This window comes from Virgisporangium aurantiacum, assembly GCF_016863635.1.
GTDB classification, from domain to species: domain Bacteria; phylum Actinomycetota; class Actinomycetes; order Mycobacteriales; family Micromonosporaceae; genus Virgisporangium; species Virgisporangium aurantiacum.
In genome coordinates this window covers 1-21,011 of sequence record NZ_BOPG01000048.1, presented here as the reverse complement: position 1 = coordinate 21,011, position 21,011 = coordinate 1, and the positions used below count along the sequence as shown (strand labels likewise).

General features: G+C 68.7%; 17 protein-coding genes, 1 tRNA gene and 2 pseudogenes. 14 read left to right on the top strand and 6 right to left on the bottom strand.

Annotated elements, in window-relative coordinates; all coding sequences use genetic code 11:
* The first annotated feature begins 6 nt into the window (after positions 1-6).
* Positions 7-1,146 (top strand): acyl-CoA dehydrogenase family protein, encoded by a 1,140-nt coding sequence (locus tag Vau01_RS35610; protein WP_204002401.1) that lies wholly within the window; start codon positions 7-9, stop codon positions 1,144-1,146.
* On the opposite strand, the gene Vau01_RS35605 is transcribed toward Vau01_RS35610, so the two are convergent.
* Complete coding sequence (locus tag Vau01_RS35605) at positions 1,143-1,607, bottom strand: MarR family winged helix-turn-helix transcriptional regulator (protein ID WP_239152139.1); 465 nt, start codon at positions 1,605-1,607, stop codon at positions 1,143-1,145. The two genes, Vau01_RS35610 and Vau01_RS35605, sit on opposite strands and share 4 nt — an antisense overlap.
* Before the next feature lie 217 nt (positions 1,608-1,824).
* Between Vau01_RS35605 and Vau01_RS35600 the strand changes: the two genes are divergently transcribed.
* Together Vau01_RS35600 and Vau01_RS35595 are read left to right on the top strand one after the other, a co-directional pair.
* Positions 1,825-2,400, top strand: a complete 576-nt coding sequence (locus Vau01_RS35600) for a YceI family protein (RefSeq protein WP_204002389.1) — start codon at positions 1,825-1,827, stop codon at positions 2,398-2,400.
* A 259-nt stretch (positions 2,401-2,659) separates the two neighbouring features.
* On the top strand, positions 2,660-4,138 hold the full coding sequence (locus Vau01_RS35595) for a glutamate-cysteine ligase family protein (protein ID WP_204002387.1): 1,479 nt from the start codon (positions 2,660-2,662) through the stop codon (positions 4,136-4,138).
* 14 nt (positions 4,139-4,152) lie between these two features.
* Here Vau01_RS35595 and Vau01_RS35590 read toward each other — a convergent pair whose 3' ends face one another.
* Positions 4,153-5,646 carry a hypothetical protein gene (locus Vau01_RS35590; protein WP_204002385.1) on the bottom strand — a complete coding sequence of 498 codons (1,494 nt, stop codon included), beginning with the start codon at positions 5,644-5,646 and terminating at the stop codon, positions 4,153-4,155.
* A 250-nt stretch (positions 5,647-5,896) separates the two neighbouring features.
* On the opposite strand from Vau01_RS35590, the gene Vau01_RS35585 reads away from it, so the two are divergent.
* On the top strand, positions 5,897-6,484 hold the full coding sequence (locus Vau01_RS35585; protein WP_204002382.1) for a PASTA domain-containing protein: 588 nt from the start codon (positions 5,897-5,899) through the stop codon (positions 6,482-6,484).
* Between the two features lie 11 nt (positions 6,485-6,495).
* Here Vau01_RS35585 and Vau01_RS35580 read toward each other — a convergent pair.
* Positions 6,496-6,803: pseudogene (locus Vau01_RS35580) on the bottom strand (hypothetical protein).
* Positions 6,804-7,187: 384 nt separating this feature from the next.
* Between Vau01_RS35580 and Vau01_RS35575 the strand changes: the two are divergent.
* The 4 genes from Vau01_RS35575 (at position 7,188) to Vau01_RS35560 (ending at position 10,671) form a co-directional block, all read left to right on the top strand.
* The gene (locus tag Vau01_RS35575) at positions 7,188-8,036 is read left to right on the top strand and encodes a helix-turn-helix domain-containing protein (protein WP_204002379.1); all 849 of its coding nucleotides are present in this window, start codon (positions 7,188-7,190) and stop codon (positions 8,034-8,036) included.
* Positions 8,036-8,260 (top strand): DUF397 domain-containing protein, encoded by a 225-nt coding sequence (locus Vau01_RS35570; protein WP_204002377.1) that lies wholly within the window; start codon positions 8,036-8,038, stop codon positions 8,258-8,260. Before Vau01_RS35575 ends, Vau01_RS35570 begins: the two co-directional genes overlap by 1 nt.
* 179 nt (positions 8,261-8,439) lie before the next feature.
* Positions 8,440-8,946 (top strand): hypothetical protein, encoded by a 507-nt coding sequence (locus Vau01_RS35565; RefSeq protein ID WP_204003003.1) that lies wholly within the window; start codon positions 8,440-8,442, stop codon positions 8,944-8,946.
* Between the two features lie 231 nt (positions 8,947-9,177).
* Positions 9,178-10,671, top strand: coding sequence for a S8 family peptidase (locus tag Vau01_RS35560; RefSeq protein WP_239152138.1), 1,494 nt, complete (start codon positions 9,178-9,180; stop codon positions 10,669-10,671).
* Between the two features lie 126 nt (positions 10,672-10,797).
* Here the strand turns inward: Vau01_RS35560 and Vau01_RS35555 are convergent, their stop codons facing one another.
* The 3 genes from Vau01_RS35555 to Vau01_RS35545 all read right to left on the bottom strand — a co-directional run bounded on the left by Vau01_RS35555 (position 10,798) and on the right by Vau01_RS35545 (position 12,862).
* Positions 10,798-11,604: a WecB/TagA/CpsF family glycosyltransferase gene (locus Vau01_RS35555; RefSeq protein WP_239152137.1), complete on the bottom strand. Its 807-nt coding sequence runs from the start codon at positions 11,602-11,604 to the stop codon at positions 10,798-10,800.
* The gene (locus tag Vau01_RS35550) at positions 11,601-12,668 is read right to left on the bottom strand and encodes an NAD-dependent epimerase/dehydratase family protein (RefSeq protein ID WP_204002373.1); all 1,068 of its coding nucleotides are present in this window, start codon (positions 12,666-12,668) and stop codon (positions 11,601-11,603) included. The genes Vau01_RS35555 and Vau01_RS35550 overlap by 4 nt, the downstream gene beginning before the upstream one ends.
* A 111-nt stretch (positions 12,669-12,779) precedes the next feature.
* A tRNA-Leu gene (locus Vau01_RS35545) sits at positions 12,780-12,862 on the bottom strand.
* A 192-nt stretch (positions 12,863-13,054) separates the two neighbouring features.
* On the opposite strand from Vau01_RS35545, the gene Vau01_RS35540 reads away from it, so the two are divergent.
* The 6 genes and pseudogenes from Vau01_RS35540 to Vau01_RS63770 form a co-directional block, all read left to right on the top strand.
* Positions 13,055-13,813 carry an FHA domain-containing protein gene (locus Vau01_RS35540; RefSeq protein ID WP_204002371.1) on the top strand — a complete coding sequence of 253 codons (759 nt, stop codon included), beginning with the start codon at positions 13,055-13,057 and terminating at the stop codon, positions 13,811-13,813.
* 123 nt (positions 13,814-13,936) lie between these two features.
* Positions 13,937-14,425 carry an FHA domain-containing protein FhaB/FipA gene (locus Vau01_RS35535; protein ID WP_204002369.1) on the top strand — a complete coding sequence of 163 codons (489 nt, stop codon included), beginning with the start codon at positions 13,937-13,939 and terminating at the stop codon, positions 14,423-14,425.
* The gene (locus tag Vau01_RS35530) at positions 14,422-15,840 is read left to right on the top strand and encodes a PP2C family protein-serine/threonine phosphatase (RefSeq protein ID WP_204002368.1); all 1,419 of its coding nucleotides are present in this window, start codon (positions 14,422-14,424) and stop codon (positions 15,838-15,840) included. Before Vau01_RS35535 ends, Vau01_RS35530 begins: the two co-directional genes overlap by 4 nt.
* Before the next feature lie 89 nt (positions 15,841-15,929).
* Positions 15,930-17,423 carry an FtsW/RodA/SpoVE family cell cycle protein gene (locus tag Vau01_RS35525; protein ID WP_373320350.1) on the top strand — a complete coding sequence of 498 codons (1,494 nt, stop codon included), beginning with the start codon at positions 15,930-15,932 and terminating at the stop codon, positions 17,421-17,423.
* Entirely contained in the window at positions 17,420-18,928 is a 1,509-nt protein-coding gene (locus tag Vau01_RS35520; protein ID WP_204002364.1) for a peptidoglycan D,D-transpeptidase FtsI family protein, read from the top strand. The genes Vau01_RS35525 and Vau01_RS35520 overlap by 4 nt, the downstream gene beginning before the upstream one ends.
* A gap of 52 nt (positions 18,929-18,980) precedes the next feature.
* A pseudogene (locus Vau01_RS63770) lies at positions 18,981-20,141 on the top strand (serine/threonine-protein kinase); the annotation flags it as partial.
* Positions 20,142-21,011: the final 870 nt, after the last annotated feature.

The following is a 21,011-nucleotide window of genomic DNA, read 5'->3' as shown; positions in this document are numbered from 1 at the left end:
TGCTCCATGCTCAACGACGAGTACGAAGCGCTCCGCCAGGCCGTCCGGGAGTTCGCCGTCGAGGTGGTCGCGCCGGTCATCGGCGACTACTACGAGCGGCACGCGTTCCCGTACGACCTGATCCGCCAGATGGGCAAGATGGGCCTGTTCGGCCTGCCGTTCCCCACCGGGCACGGCGGCGAGGGCGGCGACTACTTCGCGCTGTGCATCGCGCTCGAGGAGTTGGCCCGGGTCGACTCCAGCGTCGCGATCACGCTGGAGGCCGCGGTGTCGCTGGGCGCGATGCCGATCTACCGGTTCGGCTCCGACGAGCAGAAGGAGCGCTGGCTGCCGGCGCTGTGCCGGGGCGAGGCGCTGGCCGCGTTCGGTCTCACCGAGCCCGGATTCGGCTCCGACGCCGGCGGCACGCAGACCCGTGCGGTGCTCGACGGCGACGAATGGGTGATCACCGGTTCGAAGGCGTTCATCACGAACTCCGGCACCGACATCACGTCGTTGGTGACGGTCACCGCCGTCACGGGGGAGAACCCCGACGGTTCGAAGGAACTGTCGACGATCATCGTGCCCTCGGGTACGCCGGGATTCACCGTGCTGCCCGGCTACTCGAAGGTCGGCTGGTGCGCGTCCGACACCCATGAACTGGCGTTCGACGGCGTGCGCGTGCCGGCCGCCAACCTGCTCGGCGAGCGGGGTCGCGGCTTCGCGCAGTTCCTGCGCATCCTCGACGAGGGCCGCATCGCGATCGCCGCGCTGTCGGTCGGCCTGGCGCAGGGCTGCGTCGACGAGTCGGTGAAGTACGCGAAGGAGCGGCACGCGTTCGGCGGCCCGATCAGCAAGTTCCAGGCCGTCCAATTCAAGATCGCCGACATGGAGGCGCGGGCGCACGTCGCGCGGCTGGCCTACCACGACGCGGCCGGACGCCTGCTCCGCGGCGAGCCGTTCAAGCGGCAGGCCGCGATCGCGAAGCTCACCGCGAGCGAGACGGCGATGGACAACGCCCGCGAGGCCACCCAGGTGCACGGCGGCTACGGGTTCATGAACGAGTTCCCGGTGGCGCGCTTCTACCGCGACGCCAAGATCCTGGAGATCGGCGAGGGAACGAGCGAGATCCAGCGGCTGGTGATCGCGCGGGATCTCGGTCTCTAGCCCTTGTTGGTGCCCGCGGTCGCTCCCGGGCGTACCGCGTCGCGGACCTTGCGCAGCGCCGACAGCATGGCCTCGAGTTCGGCCGGCTCGAGCAGGCCGCTGAACCACTCCTCGATCAGCGCGATGTGACCGGGCAGCACCTCGGCGATCCGCTGCCGACCGGCCTCGGTGAGCGTGGCCAGCAGGCCGCGCCGGTCGGACGGGCAGGCCCGCCGGCACAGCAGGCCCGAGCGCTCCAGCCGGTCGACCAGCCGGGTGATGCCGCTGGTGGTGAGCGAGGTCTGCGCCGCGAGGTCGCTCATTCGCAACTCGCCGCCGGGTGAGCGGCTCAGCCGCAGCAGTACCTCGAACTCCGCCATCGCCAGGTTGTGCTCGGCGAACTGGGCGGAGAACTTGGCCGAGAGCCCGGTGAAGGCCTCGGTGAACAGTCCGACCGCGGTGATCCGCGGATCGCTGAAGATCGATTCTTCGACGCCGCTCGCGGCGGGGCGATCGGCCCCGCCGGCCGGGTCGAGGGGACCCGCCGAGCGGTCGCCCGCGTTCCCACCTGCCACTTGTGTCGCTGTCACGGGTACAAGAATACTTGCTTCGTCAACTACTTGACGGCGCAACTACTTTGAGGCATAGTTGCGTAGGCAGAAGTTGGTAGAACGAATTGATCCTTTCAGGAGACCTGCGATGACCGCACCAGCCCTGGACACCCGCACCTTCGACGGGGTCACCATTCCCACGCCGGGCACCTTTGCTCTCGACGCGTCCCACTCCGAGGTCGCCGCGGTGGCCCGCCACCTCGTCGTCAGCAAGGTCCGCGGCACGTTCGCGAACGTTACCGGCACCATCGTGGTGGCCGAGGACCCGCTGCAGTCCAGCGTGACCGCCTCCATCCCGGCGGAGACCATCAACACCAACAGCGCGGACCGCGACAACCACCTGCGCAGCGCCGACTTCCTCGACGTCGAGAACCACCCGACGCTGGACTTCCGCAGCACCAGCGTGGTCAAGCACTCGGGCACCGAGTTCGTGCTCCGGGGCGACCTGACGATCCGTGGCGTCACCCGCGAGGTCGACCTCAAGGTCGAGTACGACGGCGTGGCCAAGTCGCCGTGGGGCCAGGAGGTCGTGGCGTTCTCGGCGTCCTTCGACTTCGACCGCGAGGACTTCGGCATCACCTGGAACCAGGCGCTGGAGACCGGTGGCGTGCTCGTGAGCAAGAAGATCGCCGTGCACATCAGCGCCGAGGCGATCCGCCAGTAACTCACCCTGTGGCACCTGGTTCTTACAGAATGTCTGCCTGATCGCAAGCCACCTGGCTGTGGGAAATATGGCATGCGGCGCGGCCCCGAGCCTCCTTGCTCGGGGTCGCGCTTTGTCATGACATGAGTACCCTTCAGGACATCATGATTGCTAAACGCACCCCATTACCTACTCTGCGCAAGACACGTGTCCGGTTTGTCCCTGGCCCGATGGCGCGGCCCGCTCGTAACCTATGGACCCCGAAAGGTGGTTGAGGCCCATGGGGATGGACGTTTCGCCGTCCGCGTTCAGTAGGGAAGACCGGGCGCGGTACCGGCGAAAGGTCCGACGCTGCCTCGACGTCTTCGCGTTGATGCTGGACGATTTCACGTTCGACGCCGACCGTCCGACCACCGGCCTGGAGATCGAGCTCAACCTCATCGATCCCGACTGCGATCCGGCGATGCGCAATGCCGAGGTGCTCGCCGACATCGCCGATCCGACGTTCCAGACCGAACTCGGCCAGTTCAACCTCGAACTGAACGTGCCGCCGCGGCTGATCGCCGACAACGGGTTCGCCGCGTACGAGCATCAGGTCCGGGGCGCGTTGCAGCACGCCGACGAGCGGGCGCAGAAGTCCGACGCGCGGGTCGTGCTCATCGGCACGCTGCCGACGCTCACCCAGTCGCACACGATCCTCGACAACATCTCGACCAACCCGCGCTACCGGCTGCTCAACGAGCAGATCCTCGGCGCGCGCGGCGAGGACATGGAGCTCGACATCCGGGGCGTCGAACGGCTACGGGCCTGGAACGACTCGATCGCGCCCGAGGCGGGCTGCACCAGCGTCCAGTTCCACCTGCAGGTCGCGCCGGAGGCGTTCGCCGCGTACTGGAACGCGGCGCAGGTCATCTCGGCACCCCAGGTGGCCCTCGGCGCCAACTCGCCGTTCCTGTTCGGCCGCCGCCTCTGGGACGAGACCCGGATCGCCCTGTTCGAGCAGGCCACCGACACCCGTCCGGACGAGTTGAAGGCGCAGGGTGTGCGCCCGCGCGTGTGGTTCGGCGAGCGCTGGATCACGTCGATCTTCGACCTCTTCGAGGAGAACGTCCGCTACTTCCCGCCGCTGCTACCGATTCTGGAGGACGAGGAGCCGATGGAGGTGCTGCGGGCCGGCGGCACCCCGAGGCTCGCCGAGTTACGGCTCCACAACGGCACCATCTACCGCTGGAACCGGCCCGTGTACGACGTCATGAACGGCCGTCCCCACCTGCGCGTCGAGAACCGCGTGCTGCCGGCCGGCCCGACCGTCGTCGACATCCTGGCCAACGCCGCGTTCTACTTCGGCCTGGTGCGGGCGATGGCCGAGGCCGACCGTCCACTGTGGACCCAGATGACGTTCTCGGTGGCCGAGGAGAACTTCCACACCGCCGCCCGCGACGGCATCGGCGCCCGGATCTGGTGGCCGCGGCTGGGCGAGGTCAGCGTCACCGATCTCGTGTGCGAGGTCCTGCTGCCGCTGGCCCACGAGGGCCTCGACCGGTTCGGCGTCGCCCCGGTACACCGCGACCACCTGCTCGGCATCATCGAGGCCCGCTGCCGCCTCCGCCGCAACGGCGCCGTCTGGCAGTCCGACATGGTCCGCCACCTGGAGGACACGAGAAACTTCGACCGGCCGACCGCGTTACGCGAGATGCTCCGCCGCTACAGCGGCCACCTCCACGACAACGACCCCGTGCACACCTGGCCGATCCGCTAGAGGTGGCGGTGACTTCAGCGCTTGGGGCGGCGGGTGCGGGGCCGGCCGGGGTTGTCGGGGTCGTTGTCGCCGCCGTCGCGGTCGGCGGCGGTGGATTGGACGGGCCACAGCGGGGGCTTCGGGCCGGGACGTTCGGTGGTGGGCCGGTCTGCGGCCGACGTGGGTTCGGGCTCGACCGTTTCGCTGACGTACGCCTTGGCGTCCGGGTCGGTGCCGCGGCCGGTGCCGCGGTAGGCGCGGGCCGGGGCGTAGGCGTCGTCGGCCAGGTCGTCGTCGGGATCGGCGGTTGCGGTGGTGCCGGTGGAGGTGCGGACCCGGGTGGACTTGTCCTCCAGCGTCGACGGCCAGTCCACCAGGTCGTCGTCGGGGTTTTTGCCGAGCGTCGGCGCCGCTTCGGTCTTGGTGGCCGGCTTCGACTTTCCTTGGGCCTTGGCCTCGGCGGCGGCCTGCTTCTCCGCGGTCCGCGCCTCGGCGGCCGCCTGCTTCTGAGCGGCCCGCGTCTCGGTGGCGCGCTGTTTCTCCGCGGCCCGGGCCTCGGCGGCGGCCTTTCGTTCCGCCTCGCGGGCGACGTGGCGTTCGGCGGCCAGCGTCTGGCGTTCGGCCTTCTCCTCCGCGGTGAGCGGCGGGCCGATCGCGGCGACGAGCACCGATCCGGCCAGGCCGGCGATCACCGCGTACGGCGCGAACATCGCCGCCGACCACTGCGAGATGTCGACGTTGTCTTCGCCGGCGAACTGCGGCGCCGCCAGCAGGTAGGCGACGGCCACCAGCAGCGGACCGACCGCACCGGAGATCGCGACGCCCACCCGGCTGTCGCCCCGCCGGCCGGCCCGCCACGCGGCCAGGAAACCGATCGCCGCGGCCATCAACAGCATCACGACGACGCCGGGCAGGTAGAACCCGCGCACCTCCGGGCCGCCGTTGAACTCCCAGAACGCCAGCTGGGCGACCACCGGGTCGTCGCCCTGGCGCAGGCTGTCGATCACCGCGAACACGGCGAGCAGCCAGACGTACCCGACCGACGCGACGACGTTCGCCGCGACCGCGCGGGCGGTCAACGCGCCGACCGCGACCACCAGGCCGATGATCAGCCCGAGCACCACGTAGCCGACCGCGGTCCACTCCGGCGCGAAGTTGTCGGGTGTCTCCGCGACGCGCGCGGGCACCGCCACCAGCGGGATCACGATCAGGGCACCGATCGCGGCGGCGAACACGAGCGCGGCCCGCCAGGCGCCGAGAGTCCAGCCGTCGAGCGACCCCGGACCCGGCGTGTCGCCCCGGCCGGCGAGCATGTGCGCGGTGACCGCACCGAGCACTGTGGACGTCGCGGCGATCCAGACCACCCAGGCGAGGCTGGCCAGCCAGGGCACCCGTCCATCGTCAGGGTTCGAATCGGGCAGCCAGACGACGATGCCCAGGCCGTAGCCGATTCCGAGTTGCGCGGCACCGGCCCCGGCCGCCACCGCGGCCGCGGTTATCGATGATCCGGCCCAACTTCGTGCCGCCATGCCGCGCAGCGTACGCGTTACCGACAAAGTCAGCGATCCGTGGAACGGCAATACGCACCATACCGCCGGAAATTGCCGCAACCTCGACGGTGGCGCCGGCGTTTCCAGAGGCGTCGGATCGGGAACGGCAACCGCGATGGGACCGCATATGGGCGACGACCGCAGGCAACCACCGGATCGAACCGCGCCGATGGGTCGGTTCGACGACGAGACGCAGATCCGCCCTGCGGGAACATCCGATGGGACGCGCATGCTGCCGCCCGTCGACGACGAGCCCGACGGGCAACCCAGGTGGGAGGCGCGCGCGGCCGTGCCGCCACCCGCCGCCCGGCCGGCCACCGGATACGAGTACTACGAGGAGCCCGCCCCGCCGCCCGACGATCGCAACTGGTTGAAGCCGCTGCTGTTCGGGGTCATCGGGCTGGTTCTGCTGATCGTCCTGCTCACCGGCGTCTGGTTGATCTTCACCGCCGACGACGAGCCGCCGGCGCCGGAAGCCAGCGCGCCCCCGACGGCGACCGCGCCGGCCACGGTGGCGACGACGGCGCCGCCGGCGGCCACGAGCGCGCCGCCGACCACGGCGGAACCGGAGACGGTGAAGGTGCCGGACGACCTGATCGGGATCGACGAGGCCGAGGCGCGGCAGAAGCTCGCCGACGCCGGCCTGCGGGTGCAGGTGACGCGTCGGGAGGACGCCACGATGGCGCCCGGCACGGTGATCGAGGTCCAGCCGGGACCCGGAAGTGATGTGGAGCCGAACTCGGTTGTGCGGATCGTGGTAGCCAGCGCGCCCAAGCCGTCGGCGTCGCGGTCACAGGACAACGACGGCGACGGCTGAGCCGCACCGGATCACAAACGCCCGATCCGGGCTGGCGCCCCCGCCGGGCGCCAGCCCGGATTCAGCCGACGGTGGTGCGGAACCGGGTCTGCGCCGGGACCGCGCCGACCCTGCCGTACGTAAGACCCGCCAGTTGGACGAAGATCGACCTTCGGGCGACGGCATCACCAGCCGCGTTGAGCTGGTATCCGTCGAGCCAGGCCCAGCCGTCGTACGTCGGCCAGTCATGCATCCGGATGACCCGGAACAGCATGGGCTCGAGGAACTGGACGCTCGCCTTGTTTGTCACCCGCAGCACATCACCGGATTTGGGTAACACGGTGGGTATCTCCTCGAAGTCGGCGCGGGCCCGTTGCCTGGCCCGACTGCTCATCCGGCGGCGCGATGTCATTTGCGACACCACACAGATGCCGGATCGTTAAAGGGAACGGGCTCGGCCCCGCTCGGCATCGCTTGATTGTGACGATATGCGGCTCATCGACATAACTGCCCCGCGTTTGGTAAACGGTCAGTGAACCCAGTCACACGAACAGCTTGCCCCACTTGGCATGATCATTGCAACTTGCAATTTCTTGACCCGAGAGTAGCTTCTCGTTCAGGTTCCGTGACTTCTTCACCGCACGCGGTGTCGGGTTGATGGAAAACCCCCGGAAAGGCACACTGAACCGGATTCGGGTATTGATCGATTAGCCGGAGGTGCTCCGTGGCGGGCCGACGGGGCAGCCCGACGCTACGGCGTCGTCAGCTCGGGCAGGAACTTCGCAGGCTGCGGGAAGCTGCCGGCACCACCATCGATCACGTGGCCGAGCGAATGGAGTGTTCCGCCTCGAAGGTCTCCCGCATCGAAACGGGCCAGTCCGGGGTCAGTTCGCGCGACATCCGAAAGATTCTCGCCGCCTATGAGGTGGCGGGACCTAAGGCCGAAGAGCTCGTCGAGATGGCCCGCGAGGCGAAACAGCGCGGTTGGTGGCAGCTCTACGGCACCGTTCTCACCGGTGCCTACGTCGGAATGGAACAGGCCGCCACCGAGCTTCACTCGTTCGAACCGCTGGTGATTCCTGGCCTGTTGCAGACCGAGGAGTACGCGCGGGCGATGGTGCTGGCCGGTTGGCCAACAGCTTCCACCGAAGAGGTTGAGCAGCGCATCCGTGTCCGGATGAAGCGTCAGTCGTTGCTCAATCAGGATGACCCGCTCCGACTATCGATCGTGCTGGACGAAGCTGCCCTGCGTCGTCCGGTCGGGGGGATCGACGTGATGCGTCGGCAGCTGGCCCGCCTCATGGAGGCCGGTGAGCTGCCGCATGTCACGCTTCAGGTGCTGCCGCTCGCGGCTGGTGCGCACGGGGGGATGGACGGTGCGTTCACCATCCTGCTGTTCGACGAACCGGCCAACCAGAACCTGGTCTTCGCGGCCAACGGCGCTGGCGGTCTGTTCCTGGAGAAAGATGAAGAACTAGCTCGGTATGCGGCCATCTTCGACGGGCTACGGAACGAAGCGCTGTCGCCACCACAGTCGGCCAAGATGATCGCGACATTGGCAAAGGAGCCGTAGTGGAGATCGAGACCAAGGGTCTGCGCGTCAACCTCGCCAGCGCCGTGTGGCAGAAGAGCACCCGGAGCGGGCCCGTTTCCGACAACTGCGTGGAGATCGCGTTCGTCGACGGCGCCATCGCGATGCGCGACTCCAAGCACCCCGAGGGGCCGGTGCTTCTGTTCACCGCGGAGGAGTGGGACGCGTTCGTCGAGGGCGCGAAGGACGGCGAGTTCGACGTCTGACTGATCCGGCCTTCACGAGCAGCTCCTGGGCTTCCGAGTACGCCATCGGAAGCCCAGATCTGTCTGCGCAGATCTTTAGGAAGCCGGGCGTCGCCCTGCTTACGTCTGTTCGTTGTACCAGGTGGTGTGGCAATGGCCGCGCCAACACGCGGCCACGACGAAGGCAGGCGACACCCGATATGACCACTGGCCCCGACAACCTGGGCAACGGCGTGGCCAAGACCGAGGACCGGTTTGCCGGCCAGCTCGGTTACCGGCCGCGCGGTGCTCTCGACGGCGGGTCGTTGCCCGCAGGCCGCCCCACCAACGGCGCCACCCGCAACGGATCGACGCTGAACGGCAGCTCCCTGAGCAACCCGCTCGATCCGGGCCCGCTGGGCCGCCCGCTCGACGGCGCGGGCCTTGCGGATAACCCGATCGCATCGACGCTCACCGAACCGAAACTCGCCGATCCGGACCCGTCCGAATCGGACCTCTCGTTCCGGGATCCGGCCAATCTGATCAGCTCGGATTCGTGGCTGGAATCAGCCGGGAAAGACGTCGTTGATCATCCGCTGCTGCGCGGACTCCTTCTCGAACTGCCTCCCAAAGGATCAACCATGCAGGTCCAGTGGCTGGACCGGTGGTTCGAGGCGGCCCGGTCGATCCTCGAACTTCTCTACCGGTTCGAGGGCAAACGGGACTGACCGGCAAATCCCTAAGTAGACATCCTCCGATCTAGGACTTCAATACCTATCAATCGTTAAGGCGGCTGAATAGGCTCTTCTCCAATCGACGACCATCGTGTCCTGCGGTGTCACGAGCACCGGCACGAATCGGTCGTCCGTAGGGGAGGAGAAGGTATGGAACCTTCGGAAGTCCGGCGCCGCGGGCTGCAACTGCTCGCCGCGGCAGCGGTGGCCGTCACCGCGGGTGCGATGTTCGCCGGTTCGCCGGCGTCGGCAGCACCGGCTGAGGGCCAGATTCTCAGCGCGGGCTCGGCAGATGTCGTGCCCGGCAGCTACATCGTCGCTTACAAGGCCAATGCGGTGCGCACCTCGGCGCAGTCGCTGGCCGGCAAGTACGGCGGCGCCGTCACGCACACGTACAGCCGCGCGCTGAACGGCTTCTCGGCCACCATGAGCGAGACACAGGCCAAGCGGCTGGCGGCCGACCCGTCGGTCGAGTACGTGCAGGCCGACGGCATCTACACGATCAGCGGCACCCAGCCGAACCCGCCCTCGTGGGGTCTGGACCGCATCGACCAGCGTGACCTGCCGCTGAACCAGACGTACAACTATCCCGACGTCACCCCGGTGGTGACGGCGTACGTGATCGACACCGGCATCCTGACGACGCACAGCACGTTCGGTACCCGGGCCAGGTGGGGCACCAACTCCACGGGCGACGGCAACAACTCCGACTGTCACGGGCACGGCACGCACGTCGCCGGCACGATCGGTGGCACCCAGTACGGCGTCGCGAAGACGACCAACCTGGTCGCGGTCAAGGTGCTCAACTGCTCCGGCAGCGGCTCCGGCTCCGGCATCGCCGCCGGGATCGACTGGGCCATCGGCGACGCCGCGGGCAAGCTCGCTGTCGCCAACATGAGCCTCGGTGGCCTCGGCACCGACACGACGATGAACAACGCGGTCGGCCGGGCGATCAACGCCGGCATCACCTTCGCGATCGCCGCGGGTAACAGCAACGCGAACGCGTGCAACTACTCGCCGGCAATGGTCGGCGCGGCGATCACCGTCGGCGCCACTGGTGGCTCGTCGGGGTCGAGCGACGCGCGTGCGTCGTTCTCGAACTTCGGCACCTGCCTCGACATCTTCGCGCCCGGCGTCAGCATCACCTCGTCGTGGAACAACGGTGGCACGAACTCGATCAGCGGCACCTCGATGGCGTCGCCGCACGTGGCCGGCGCCGCCGCACTGCTGAAGGCGCAGAACCCGACGTGGACCCCGGCGCAGATCCGGGACGCCATGGTGGCCAACGCCACGCCGAGCAAGGTGACCAGCCCGGGCACCGGTTCCCCGAACCTGCTGCTCTACACCGGGACCGGCACGGTCGAGCCACCGCCTCCGGGCTGCTCGGGCACCAACGCCAACGACGTTGCCATCCCCGACAACACGACGGTGTTCAGCGACATCACCATCAGTGGCTGCGGCCACGCCACGTCGACGTCCGCCACGGTGGAGGTGCACATCGTGCACACCTACCGCGGTGACCTCGTCGTGTCGCTGATCGCGCCGGACGGCTCCGCCTACGTCATGCAGAGCCGTAGCGGCGGCAGCGCCGACAACATCGACTCGACGTTCACGGTGAGCCTGTCGTCGGAGTCGACCAACGGCACCTGGCGCCTCCGGGTCCAGGACGCCGCGTCGATCGACACCGGCCGCATCGACACCTGGACACTGACCGTCTGATCCCCAGCTAGCCGTCGATCTTGCAGTTGTGGCAACACGACTGCAAGATCGACTTTTGTGCGTATCAGGTCGACCGGTGGCGCCTCTGTGTTGGAGAGGCCGAGCCAGGGGGGATCGGGATCGGGCTTACACGGGGAAGTTGGTGAGTGGCTCCGCCGCGGGGGGTGGCGGAGCCGCTTTCCATACCCGGGTCTTCTGGCCGGCGAGCCGGGCGAGGTAGGCCGGGTTCAGGATCAGGTAGCGGCGCCACAGCCGCTTCGGCTCCAGGCCGAGCCGCCACAGCCACTCCAGGCCGCGCTTCTGCATCCACGGCGGCGGGTTCTTCAACTGGCCGGCGTGGTAGTCGAACGCGGCGCCCACGGCCAGCATCGGCGCGTCGATCAGCGGGCGCATCGCGTACACGAACTGCTCCTGGCGCGGGCACCCCAGCCCGACCAGCACGATGCGCGCGCCCGAGGCACGGATCCGGCCTGCGATCTGCTCCGGCTCGCCGTCGGCGGCCCGCCGGAACTTCGACGGCTCGGAACCGGCGATCTTCAAACCGGGCAGTTTCACGTGCAACGCCGCGATGAGCCGTTCGAGCGTCGGCTCGGTGGAGCCGTACAGATATACCGGTAGGCCCTCGTCGGCCGCCTTGATGAGCACCCGCATGGTGAGCTCCGGCCCGTACACCCGGTCGGCGAGCGCGGCCTTGTGCAGCGAGTTGAGCGCCCACCGCACCGGCTGGCCGTCGGGTGTCACCAGATCGAAGGAATTCAGGCGGGACCCGTGGGCGCGGTCCTGCACACCGGTCATCACGCCGTGCACGGCCAGTGCGGTGACGGCGAGCGGGCGGCCCTCACGCGCGGCGGCGAGCACCCTGGTGGTGGCGGCGTCGTAGTCGATCGCGTTGACCATGACACCGAGCACGCTGCCCTTGCCCTTGTCGATCACGGTTGCCACCGGTCGACGTTGGCCTCGTAGATCTCCTGCATGATCGCCGGCACGTCGTAGACCTGCTTCCACTCCGGGTAGTCGGCCTCGAACGCCGCGTTGGACCCGATCCACCAGATGTGGTCGCCGACGCGGTTCGTCTCGACGTACTCGGTCTGCATCTCGACACCGCTGATCTTCTCGGCGAGCGCGAACGCCTCCATGTGCGACGAGTTCGCGAACCGCCCGCCACCGAGGTTGTAGACGGCGGCCGAGCGCGGCGCCCGGAAGAACGCCTCGAACGCGGTGAGCACGTCGTGGCTGTGGATCGAGTCGCGGACCATCTTGCCCTTGTAGCCGAAGATCTTGTACGTACGGCGCTCCATGTTGCAGCGCATCAGGTAGCTGAGGTAGCCGTGCAGCTCGGTGCCGCTGTGCGCCGGCCCGGTGAGCGTGCCGCCGCGGAAGCACGCCGTCTTCATCCCGAAGTAGCGGCCGTACTCCTGCACCATCACGTCGGCGGCCACCTTCGACGCGCCGAACACGGAGTGCAGGCAGGCGTCGATCGGCATGTCCTCGGCGATGCCGTTCGCGTACGGGTGGGCCGGGTCGATCTCCCAGCGCGTCTCCTGCTCGGTGAGCGGCAGCGAGTTCGGCCGGTCGCCGTACACCTTGTTGGTGGAACAGTGGATGACCGGCGCCTCGATGCAGTGCTCGCGCACGTTCTGCAGCACGTTGAGGGTGCCGCCGGCGTTGATGTCGAAGTCGGTGTACGGGTCGCGCACCGCCCAGTCGTGGCTGGGTTGCGCGGCCGTGTGGATCACGACGGCGACGTCTTTGCCGTACTTCGCGAAGATCTTTGCTAGTTCGTCCCGGTTGCGGATGTCGACGCTGTGGTGGGAGTAAGAATTTCCCAGTTCACTGGTCAACCGGACGACGTTCCACGCCGTCGACGCCTCCGCCCCGAAGAACTCGCGGCGCATGTCGTTGTCGATACCGACCACGTCGAGCCCGAGACCGGCGAAGTGGCGCACCGCCTCCGAGCCGATCAGACCGGCCGACCCGGTCACTACCGCAACACTCATGTCGCCCCTGTTCCCAATCGTGGGGTTTCAGGGGGCTCGGCCCCCTGAGCAAACATAACGAAGGGCCTCTGGTCCGCGCTTTCTGCGGACAGAGGCCCTTCGGCCGCTTTGTGGGGAAGGGGGGAGTTGAACCCCCACGCCCTTTCGGGCACACGGACCTGAACCGTGCGCGTCTGCCATTCCGCCACTTCCCCGGGGGACCCGCAGCCACTGTTATAGCACTGTTGCGACACTGGATTTCGCGCCGCTCAGCACCTCAAATTCGCGCTTTCGCGCTACCGTGGCCGCTGACGCCTCGGAAGAGTAGCACGAGGGGGCCGTCTGCCGTGCAGCCCGCAGTGCGGTCGACGGATACCATCATGTCCTCGGGACCCGAGGAGGAGCCGGTGAGTGTGCTACAGCGCTTCGAGAAGCGCCTGGAAGGCCTGGTCGAGGGGGCCTTCGCCAAAGTCTTCAAGGGGGTTGTCCACCCTGTGGAGATCCTCAACGCCATGCAACGGGAGGCGGAGGCGCACAAAGCCATCCTCGCCGGTGGTCGAACGTTAGTTCCGAACAGGTACGTCATTGATCTGTCGCCGTACGACCACAGCCGGTTGGCGCCGTACGCGGCCGCCCTCGCCCAGGAGCTCGCCCAGTCGCAGGCCGAGTTCATCGGTGAGCAGGGGTGGACCGTCTACGGCGACGTCATCGTCGAGATCGAGCGCGGCGAAGGGCTCGACACCGGCATGTTCCGGGTGACCGCCGAGGTCTACACGGGTGGCGACGTCGCGCCGGTGCAGGCCGGTGCCGGCGGGGGCTACGACCCCGGGTACGGCCAGGGCCCCGGCTTCCCCGGTGGGGCGCCGGCCGGTCCGGGTGGGCCGGCCCGTAACGTGAGGCTGATGTCTAGCGACGGGCGCGCATACCCGCTCTCGATCGGCTCCACGGTCATCGGCCGGGGCGATCAGGCCAACCTGCGGCTGCCCGACGTCGGGATCTCGCGCCGGCACGCCCGGCTCGACTTCGACGGGTCCCAGGTCGTGCTGACCGATCTGGGGTCCACGAACGGCACGATGGTCAACGGCCAGCGCGTATCGGCCGTGGCGCTCAACGGCGGTGACGTGGTGCAGCTCGGCACCACGACTTTGACCTTCCGGCTGGACTGACGGTGTTCATTCACCCGGTGTCCAACGGGCCGGCGTCCATCACATTGGTGTCCGAAACATTGATGTCCAGAGTCGCGGTGACCATCCACGCGGTGTCCCACCCCACCCAGGGATAGGCGGTCCATGCCGGAGTTCGTCTTCACCGTGGCGCGGTACGGCTTCCTCGTGCTGCTGTGGATCTTCGTGTTCACCGTGGTCGGTGTGATCCGGCGCGACATGTTCGCCGGCTCGCGCGCCAGTCGCATCGTGGCCGCCCCGCGCGGCGTCGGTGCGCCTGCCGCGCCGCCGGCGGGTCGCCCGGCTCGCACCCGCCGCGGCAAGGTCGCGCGCCAGTTGGTCGTCACGGCCGGTGCGCTGGCCGGCACCCGCATCACCCTGAGCGAGGCCACCATCTCGATCGGGCGGGCGGAAGATTCCACCCTGGTCATCACCGACGACTACGCGTCGTCACACCATGCCCGGCTGGTCCCCCGGGCCGGGCAGTGGTACATCGAAGACCTCGGCTCCACCAACGGCACCTACCTCGACCGTGGCAAGGTCACCAACCCCACCCCCGTCCCCCTCGGCGTGCCGATCCGGATCGGCCGCACATCACTCGAGTTACGGCCATGACACTTACTCTGCGGTACGCGGCGCGCAGTGACCGCGGCCTCATTCGGAGTGGCAATCAGGACTCCGTATATGCAGGCCCGCGGCTGCTCGCCGTTGCCGACGGCATGGGTGGCATGGCCGCCGGTGACGTCGCGAGCAACATAGTCATCGGCACCATGGCGCCGCTCGACGAAGACGTGCCCGGTGGCGCGCTTCTCGACTCGTTGCGTGGCGTCGTCGATTCCGCCAACCAGCAGCTGCGGGACACCGTCGACGCGAACCCGGCGATGGAGGGCATGGGCACGACGCTCACCGCCATGCTCTTCTCGGGTCGCAAGATCGGCATGGTGCACATCGGCGACTCCCGGGCGTACATGCTCCGAGACGGCGAGTTCGGCCAGATCACGAAGGACGACACGTACGTCCAGATGCTGATCGACGAGGGCCGGATCACGCCGGAGGAGGCCGACAGCCACCCTCAACGGCATCTCCTCTACCGGGCCCTCGACGGCCGCGACGCGGAGCCGGAGTACTCGGTGCGCGAGGCGCATCCCGGCGACCGTTACCTCATCTGCAGCGACGGCCTCTCGGGCGTCGTGAGCGCCGACACGATCGCGGCGACCATGCGCGAGTACGTCGACGCGAACCAGTGCGCCGAGCGGCTGGTGCAGTTGGCGCTGCGCGGTGGCGGTCCCGACAACATCACCGTGATCGTCGCAGACGTCACCGACGGTGACATCACCGAGTCGGTGCCGATCGTCGGTGGCGCCGCCGCGCGTGACCGGGGCATGGCCACCTCCGCCGACCAGACGATGGCCGCCGCCCGCGCGTCCGCCGTCACCGCGCCCCGCTCACCGGTGCCCGACGACGAGCCCGCCCACGACTCCGACGATGACGACGACCGGCCCCGCCGCCACCCGCTGCGTGCGCTGGCGCTCACCGCCGTGCTCGTGGTGCTCCTCGCCGGCGGCCTGTACGGGGGCTATTACTACACGCAGACCCGGTACTACGTCGGTGTAACGGAAGACGGTACGGTCGCCGTCTTCCAGGGTGTGCCCGCAGAGATCGCCGGGCTCCACTTCAACTCGGAACACAAGCGCAGCGACACGAACATCGAGGATCTCACCGACGTCGCGCAGGACGCCGTGCGCAAGGGCATCGCGGCGAACAGCGAGGCCGACGCCGAGAAGAAGATGGACGACCTGACCACCGACCAGTTGAAGGCCTGTCCGCCCGGCCCGACGCCATCCGGCCCGGATCCTGATCCGAATGACTATCCGTCGAGTTCGGCGTCGTCGGCACCGCCGTCGAGTTCGGCCGGCGCGCTGAACGTCTCGGGCTCGCCGTCGACCACACCGGACCCGTCGACGGCCTCGGCCTCGGCTTCCGCCAGCGGCCAGCCCAGCCCGACGCCGTCCAATTGCCGTAACCCGTGAACCATCGAGCCCCGACGTACGTCGAATGATCTGTCCCGTGACGAAAGACCGAAGGAACTGACGTGACCGCCCCCGCCGCACCGGCTCCCCTGCCGCCGCCCGCGAGCAATGCTCCCGGGCCGGCCGGCCAGTCGGCGTCGCCCGGGCGCCGGCCGCGCACCCGTCGCAACGTCGAACTGGCGCTCCTCGGGTTCTCGCTGCTCCTGCTCCTCGGGTACTCGGCCGCGATGGAGGCCGGCGCACTCGACGAGATCACCAAGGACTTCTGGATTCCGACGGCCATTCTCGGGGCCATCTTCCTCGGCGCACACCTGGTGATCCGGTTCTTCGCCCCGTACGCCGACCCGGTGCTCCTGCCGACCGTCGTGCTGATCAACGGCATCGGCGTCACCTACCTTCGCCGGGTCGACCTGCTCGGATCCGAGTCGTCGGCCAAGGCCGACCCGTCGATCTTCAGCGGGTGGGGCGGCAAGCAGTTGCTGTGGACGCTCATCGCGGTGGTCCTGGCGATGGTGGTGCTCGTGGTGGTCCGCGACCACCGCACGCTGTCCCGGTACGCCTACACCCTCGGCCTCGGCGGTGTGGTGCTGGTGATGATCCCGGTCGTGCTGCCGGCGAAGTTCTCCGAGATCAACGGCGCCAAGCTGTGGATCAAGGTGGGCGGCTTCAGCCTCCAGCCGGGTGAGTTCGCCAAGGTGATGCTGCTCGTCTTCTTCGCGGTGTACCTCGTGCGCAAACGCGAGGTGCTGTCGTTGGCCAGCAAGCGGTTCATGGGCATCGACTTCCCCCGCGGGCGCGACCTCGGCCCGGTGGTCACCGTGTGGCTGCTGAGCCTGATGGTCCTCGTCGTCTCGAAGGACCTCGGCACCTCGCTGATGTACTTCGGCATGTTCGTGGTGACGCTGTACATCGCCACCGAACGCGGCAGCTGGCTGATCATCGGCCTCGGCATGTTCTTCGGCGGGGTGTTCGCGGCGTACTTCCTCGGTGCCGCCATCGGCGGGCCGTTCGCCAACTTCTACCAGCGCGCCGAGATCTGGCTCGACCCGTTCTCCGGCGACCGTCCGTACGACGACGGTTACCAGTTGGTGCAGTCGCTGCTCGGCCTCGGTACCGGTGGCCTCTTCGGTGCGGGTCCCGGCAAGGGCTACCCCGACGAGATCCCCGAGGTGCACAGCGACCTGATCTTCGCCGGTGTCGGCGAGGAGATCGGCCTCTTCGGGCTCACCGCGCTGCTGGTGCTGTACCTGTTGGTGGTCGAGCGGGGCCTGCGGGCGGCGCTCGGCGTGCGTGACTCCTTCGGCAAGCTGTTCGCCGGCGGCCTGGCGTTCACGGTGGCCTTGCAGCTGTTCGTCATCATCGGAGGCATCACGAGGCTGATCCCACTGACCGGCCAGACCACACCGTTCATGTCTGCCGGAGGATCGTCCCTGATGTCGAACTGGATCCTGATCGCGCTGCTGTTGCGGATCTCCGCGGCGGCACGCAATCCCGCGTCCACGAGTGCCACCGTCGGCGTGTCCGCCGGCCGCGGCAACCCACCGGCGAGACTGCACGAGGCCCCCACGGAGATGATCAGATGAACGCGCCACTTCGGCGGGTCGGTGTCGTGGTGCTGGTCCTGTTCGGCCTGCTCTTCGCGAACCTGAACTGGGTGCAGGGCGTCCGCGCCAAGGAGTACCGCACCAGCGACTACAACGGTCGCGTCCTGCAGAGCGAGTACGAGGTCGAGCGCGGCAAGGTCATCGTCGGCGGTGAGGCGGTGGCCCAGAGCGTGGCGACCACCGGCGACCTGAAGTTCCGGCGCACGTATCCGAAGGGTGCCCCGTACGCCCACCTGGTCGGGTACAAGAGCGTCACGCTCGGTGCGACCGCCATCGAGAAGCTCGAGAACGACTACCTGAACGGCAACGCCGACTCCCAGGTCGCCGACCGGATCAGCGAGATGTTCACGGGTGACAAGCCGAACGGCAACGTCGTCATGAGCCTGTCGAAGGCGGCCCAGGAGACCGCCTACAACGAGCTGCTCAACAACAAGAACAAGGTGCCGAAGGCGGCCGCGGTCGCCATCGACCCGAAGACCGGCGCGATCCTGGCGGCCGCGTCGATCCCGAGCTACGACCCGAACCTGGTGACGACGAACGACCGCACCGCGGCGTTCAACGCGCAGACCGCGCTCGACAAGGACCCGAACAAGCCGCTGCGCAACCGCGCGTTCTCCGAGCGGTACCCGCCGGGCTCGACGTTCAAGGTGGTCATGTCGGCCGCGATGCTCGAGAACGGCGAGACGCCGAACAGCGTCCTGCCGGCCGGGCCGCGGTACGAACCGCCGCAGACCGGGGGGTTCTTCATCAAGAACGCCAGCCCGAGCATCTGCCCCGAGGCGACCACCACGCTGATCCAGGCGCTCACCGAGTCGTGCAACACCGCGTTCGCCCGGTACGGCGCCGAGCGCCTCGGCGCCGACAAGATCCGCGCGATGGCGACCAAGTTCGGGTTCGAGTCGACGCCGACCATCGACCGTGACGAGAAGAACTCCTGCTTCCTTGTTGCGTCGAGCACGGTCGGATCGATGACCAATACACCGGGCAAAGCCGACCCGGCGGCGACGGCCCAGTCGTCGATCGGCCAGTTCGAGGTGGTCATGACCCCGTTGCAGGGCGCGATGATCGCGGCGAGTGTCGCGAACAACGGCTCCCAGATGCGGCCGTACCTGGTGCAGCAGTTGAAGGCGGCCGACCTGACGACCGTCCACTACACCGCGCAGCCCAAGGAGCTCCGGCGCAGCGTCAGCCAGCAGCAGGCCAAGGACATCCAGACCATGATGATCAGCGTGGTGGACAACGGCAGCGGCAAGAACGCCAAGATCAACGGCTTCCAGGTGGGCGGCAAGACCGGTACCGCCGAGAACGCCACCGACGAGGAGTCGCACGGCTGGTTCATCTCGTTCGCGTTGAAGAACGGCGAGCCGGTGATCGCCACCGCGGTGTTCCTGGAGAACGCGGGCAAGGGCGGCAGCGCCGAGGCGGCGCGGATCGCCGGCCAGATCATGAAGGCATACATCGGCGAGAAGGGTCTCGCGCGATGAACGTGACCAGCAACGGACGCCGAGGCGCCAGAAAGACCGGACGGAGATCATCATGCTGAGTCCAGGCACGATGTTGGGCGGTCGGTACCGCCTGGACGAGCGCATCGCCGGTGGCGGCATGGGCGACGTCTGGCGCGCGACCGACGAGGTGCTCGGCCGCACCGTGGCGGTCAAGGTGCTGCTGCAGGCGCTCGTGGAGGAGCCCGGCTTCGCCGAGCGGTTCCGCGGTGAGGCCCGCACCATGGCCACGATCAACCACCCGGGCGTCGTCGACATCTACGACTACGGCAACGAGAACGACACCGCGTTCCTGGTGATGGAGTACATCGAGGGTGACGCGCTGTCGCGCACGTTGTCGCGGGTGGGTCGGCTGACCCCGGCCCGCACGATGGCGCTGATGGCGCAGGCGGCCGACGCGCTGCACGCCGCCCACGAGAAGGGCATCGTGCACCGCGACGTGAAGCCGGGCAACCTGCTCGTGCGTCCGAACGGCACGCTCGTGCTCACCGACTTCGGGATCGCCCGCTCGGCCATGGTCGGCCAGTTGACGGCGGCCGGCTCGGTGCTGGGTACGGCGTCCTACATCTCGCCGGAGCAGGCCTCCGGACAGGGCGCCACCCCGCTCTCCGACGTGTACGCGCTCGGCGTGGTCGCCTACCAGTGCCTCAGCGGCCGGCGTCCGTTCGAGGGGGACAACCCGCTCGAGATCGCGATGCGGCACGTGCGGGACAACCCGCCGCCGCTGCCACCGGACATTCCGGGCCCGGCGCGGCAGGTCGTCGAAACGGCGATGTCGAAGGACCCGAGCCAGCGGTACCCGAGTGCCGCCACGCTCGGGCAGATCGCCCGTCGCGCGGCCGGGCAACTGGCCGCGGCGAACACCGCCGCGCGTCCCGCGGTGCCGCCCAGCGGCATGCCCGGTTCGCCGATCGTGGCGCCCGGTTCGCCGGTCGGTGCGCCGGTGTCCGGTCCCGGCTTCGGCGGCCCGGTCTCCGGCGTGCCCGGTGCGCCGATGTCCGGCTCCGGCTACGGGAGCCCGGTCTCCGGTGCGCCCGGTGGCCCCGGAGCGCCCGGCCCGGTGTCCGGTGCACCCGGAAGCAGCTTCCAGCCGGGTCCGGCGGGCGCGCCGGTCGGCATGCAGGCCGGCCCGACGTCCGGGCCGCCCGGCTACCAGCCGGGGCCCACGTCCGGTCCGCCGGCCGGGTTCCCGCCGCCGAGCTCGGGTGCTCCGTACGAGGAGGGCCCGAAGCCGGGCGAGGGTGGCCCCGGTGAGATGGGTGCGAGCGGCACCCGGGTGATGCCCGCCGGCGGGCTGACCGGTCCGGTTCCGTCGGGTCCCCCCGCCGGTCCCGGAGGCCCGCCACCGCCGCCCGGGCAGTTCGCCCGCGGCGCGGCCGGTGTGCCACCACCACCCCAGCAGGCATCCGATACGGGGTACACGTACGTACAGACAAGTATGGTGCCCGGTGGTCAGCCGCAGGCGCCCGCCGGCGGCGGGGCGCCCAACCAGCGCAACCCCCGCCTGATCGCGCTGATCGCGGGCATCGGTGTGCTGGTGCTGGTGCTGTGCATCGGCGGCGGCGTGGTCCTGGCCAACTTCCTGGGCGACGACGACAAGCCGACGGGTAACCCGACGGCCACGTCGACGACCAGCGCGGCGCCGACCGGGCCGACCGAGCTCGTCGACTGCGAGGGAATGCGCGGAAAACCGTTCACCGGAGTCCGCAACCATTTGGAGAACGTCGACGGTTTCAGGGTGAAGGAGACGCCGGTCGACGACAGCTCCCGCGCCGGAACGGTGGTCGACGTGAGCCCGTGCGGCCAGCAACCGAAGGGAAGCGAGATCGAGGTGAAGGTGAGCAACGGAAAGGGCACCGCAGGTGGTGGCCCGTCCGGCGGCACCAACCCGACGTGTAACAGCGGCGGCTTCCCGTTCGGCTGTCAGTCCCGCCGGTGACAACGGCTGACAAGGTGGCTGAGCAGGCGGTTGTTCTCCGGTAGGTGATGAGCGTGGCACGCAGGGTCGACCGGTGCCGACGGGCGGAAAGTACTGTGGCAGGGTTAGAGACGATGACCGAAGGAC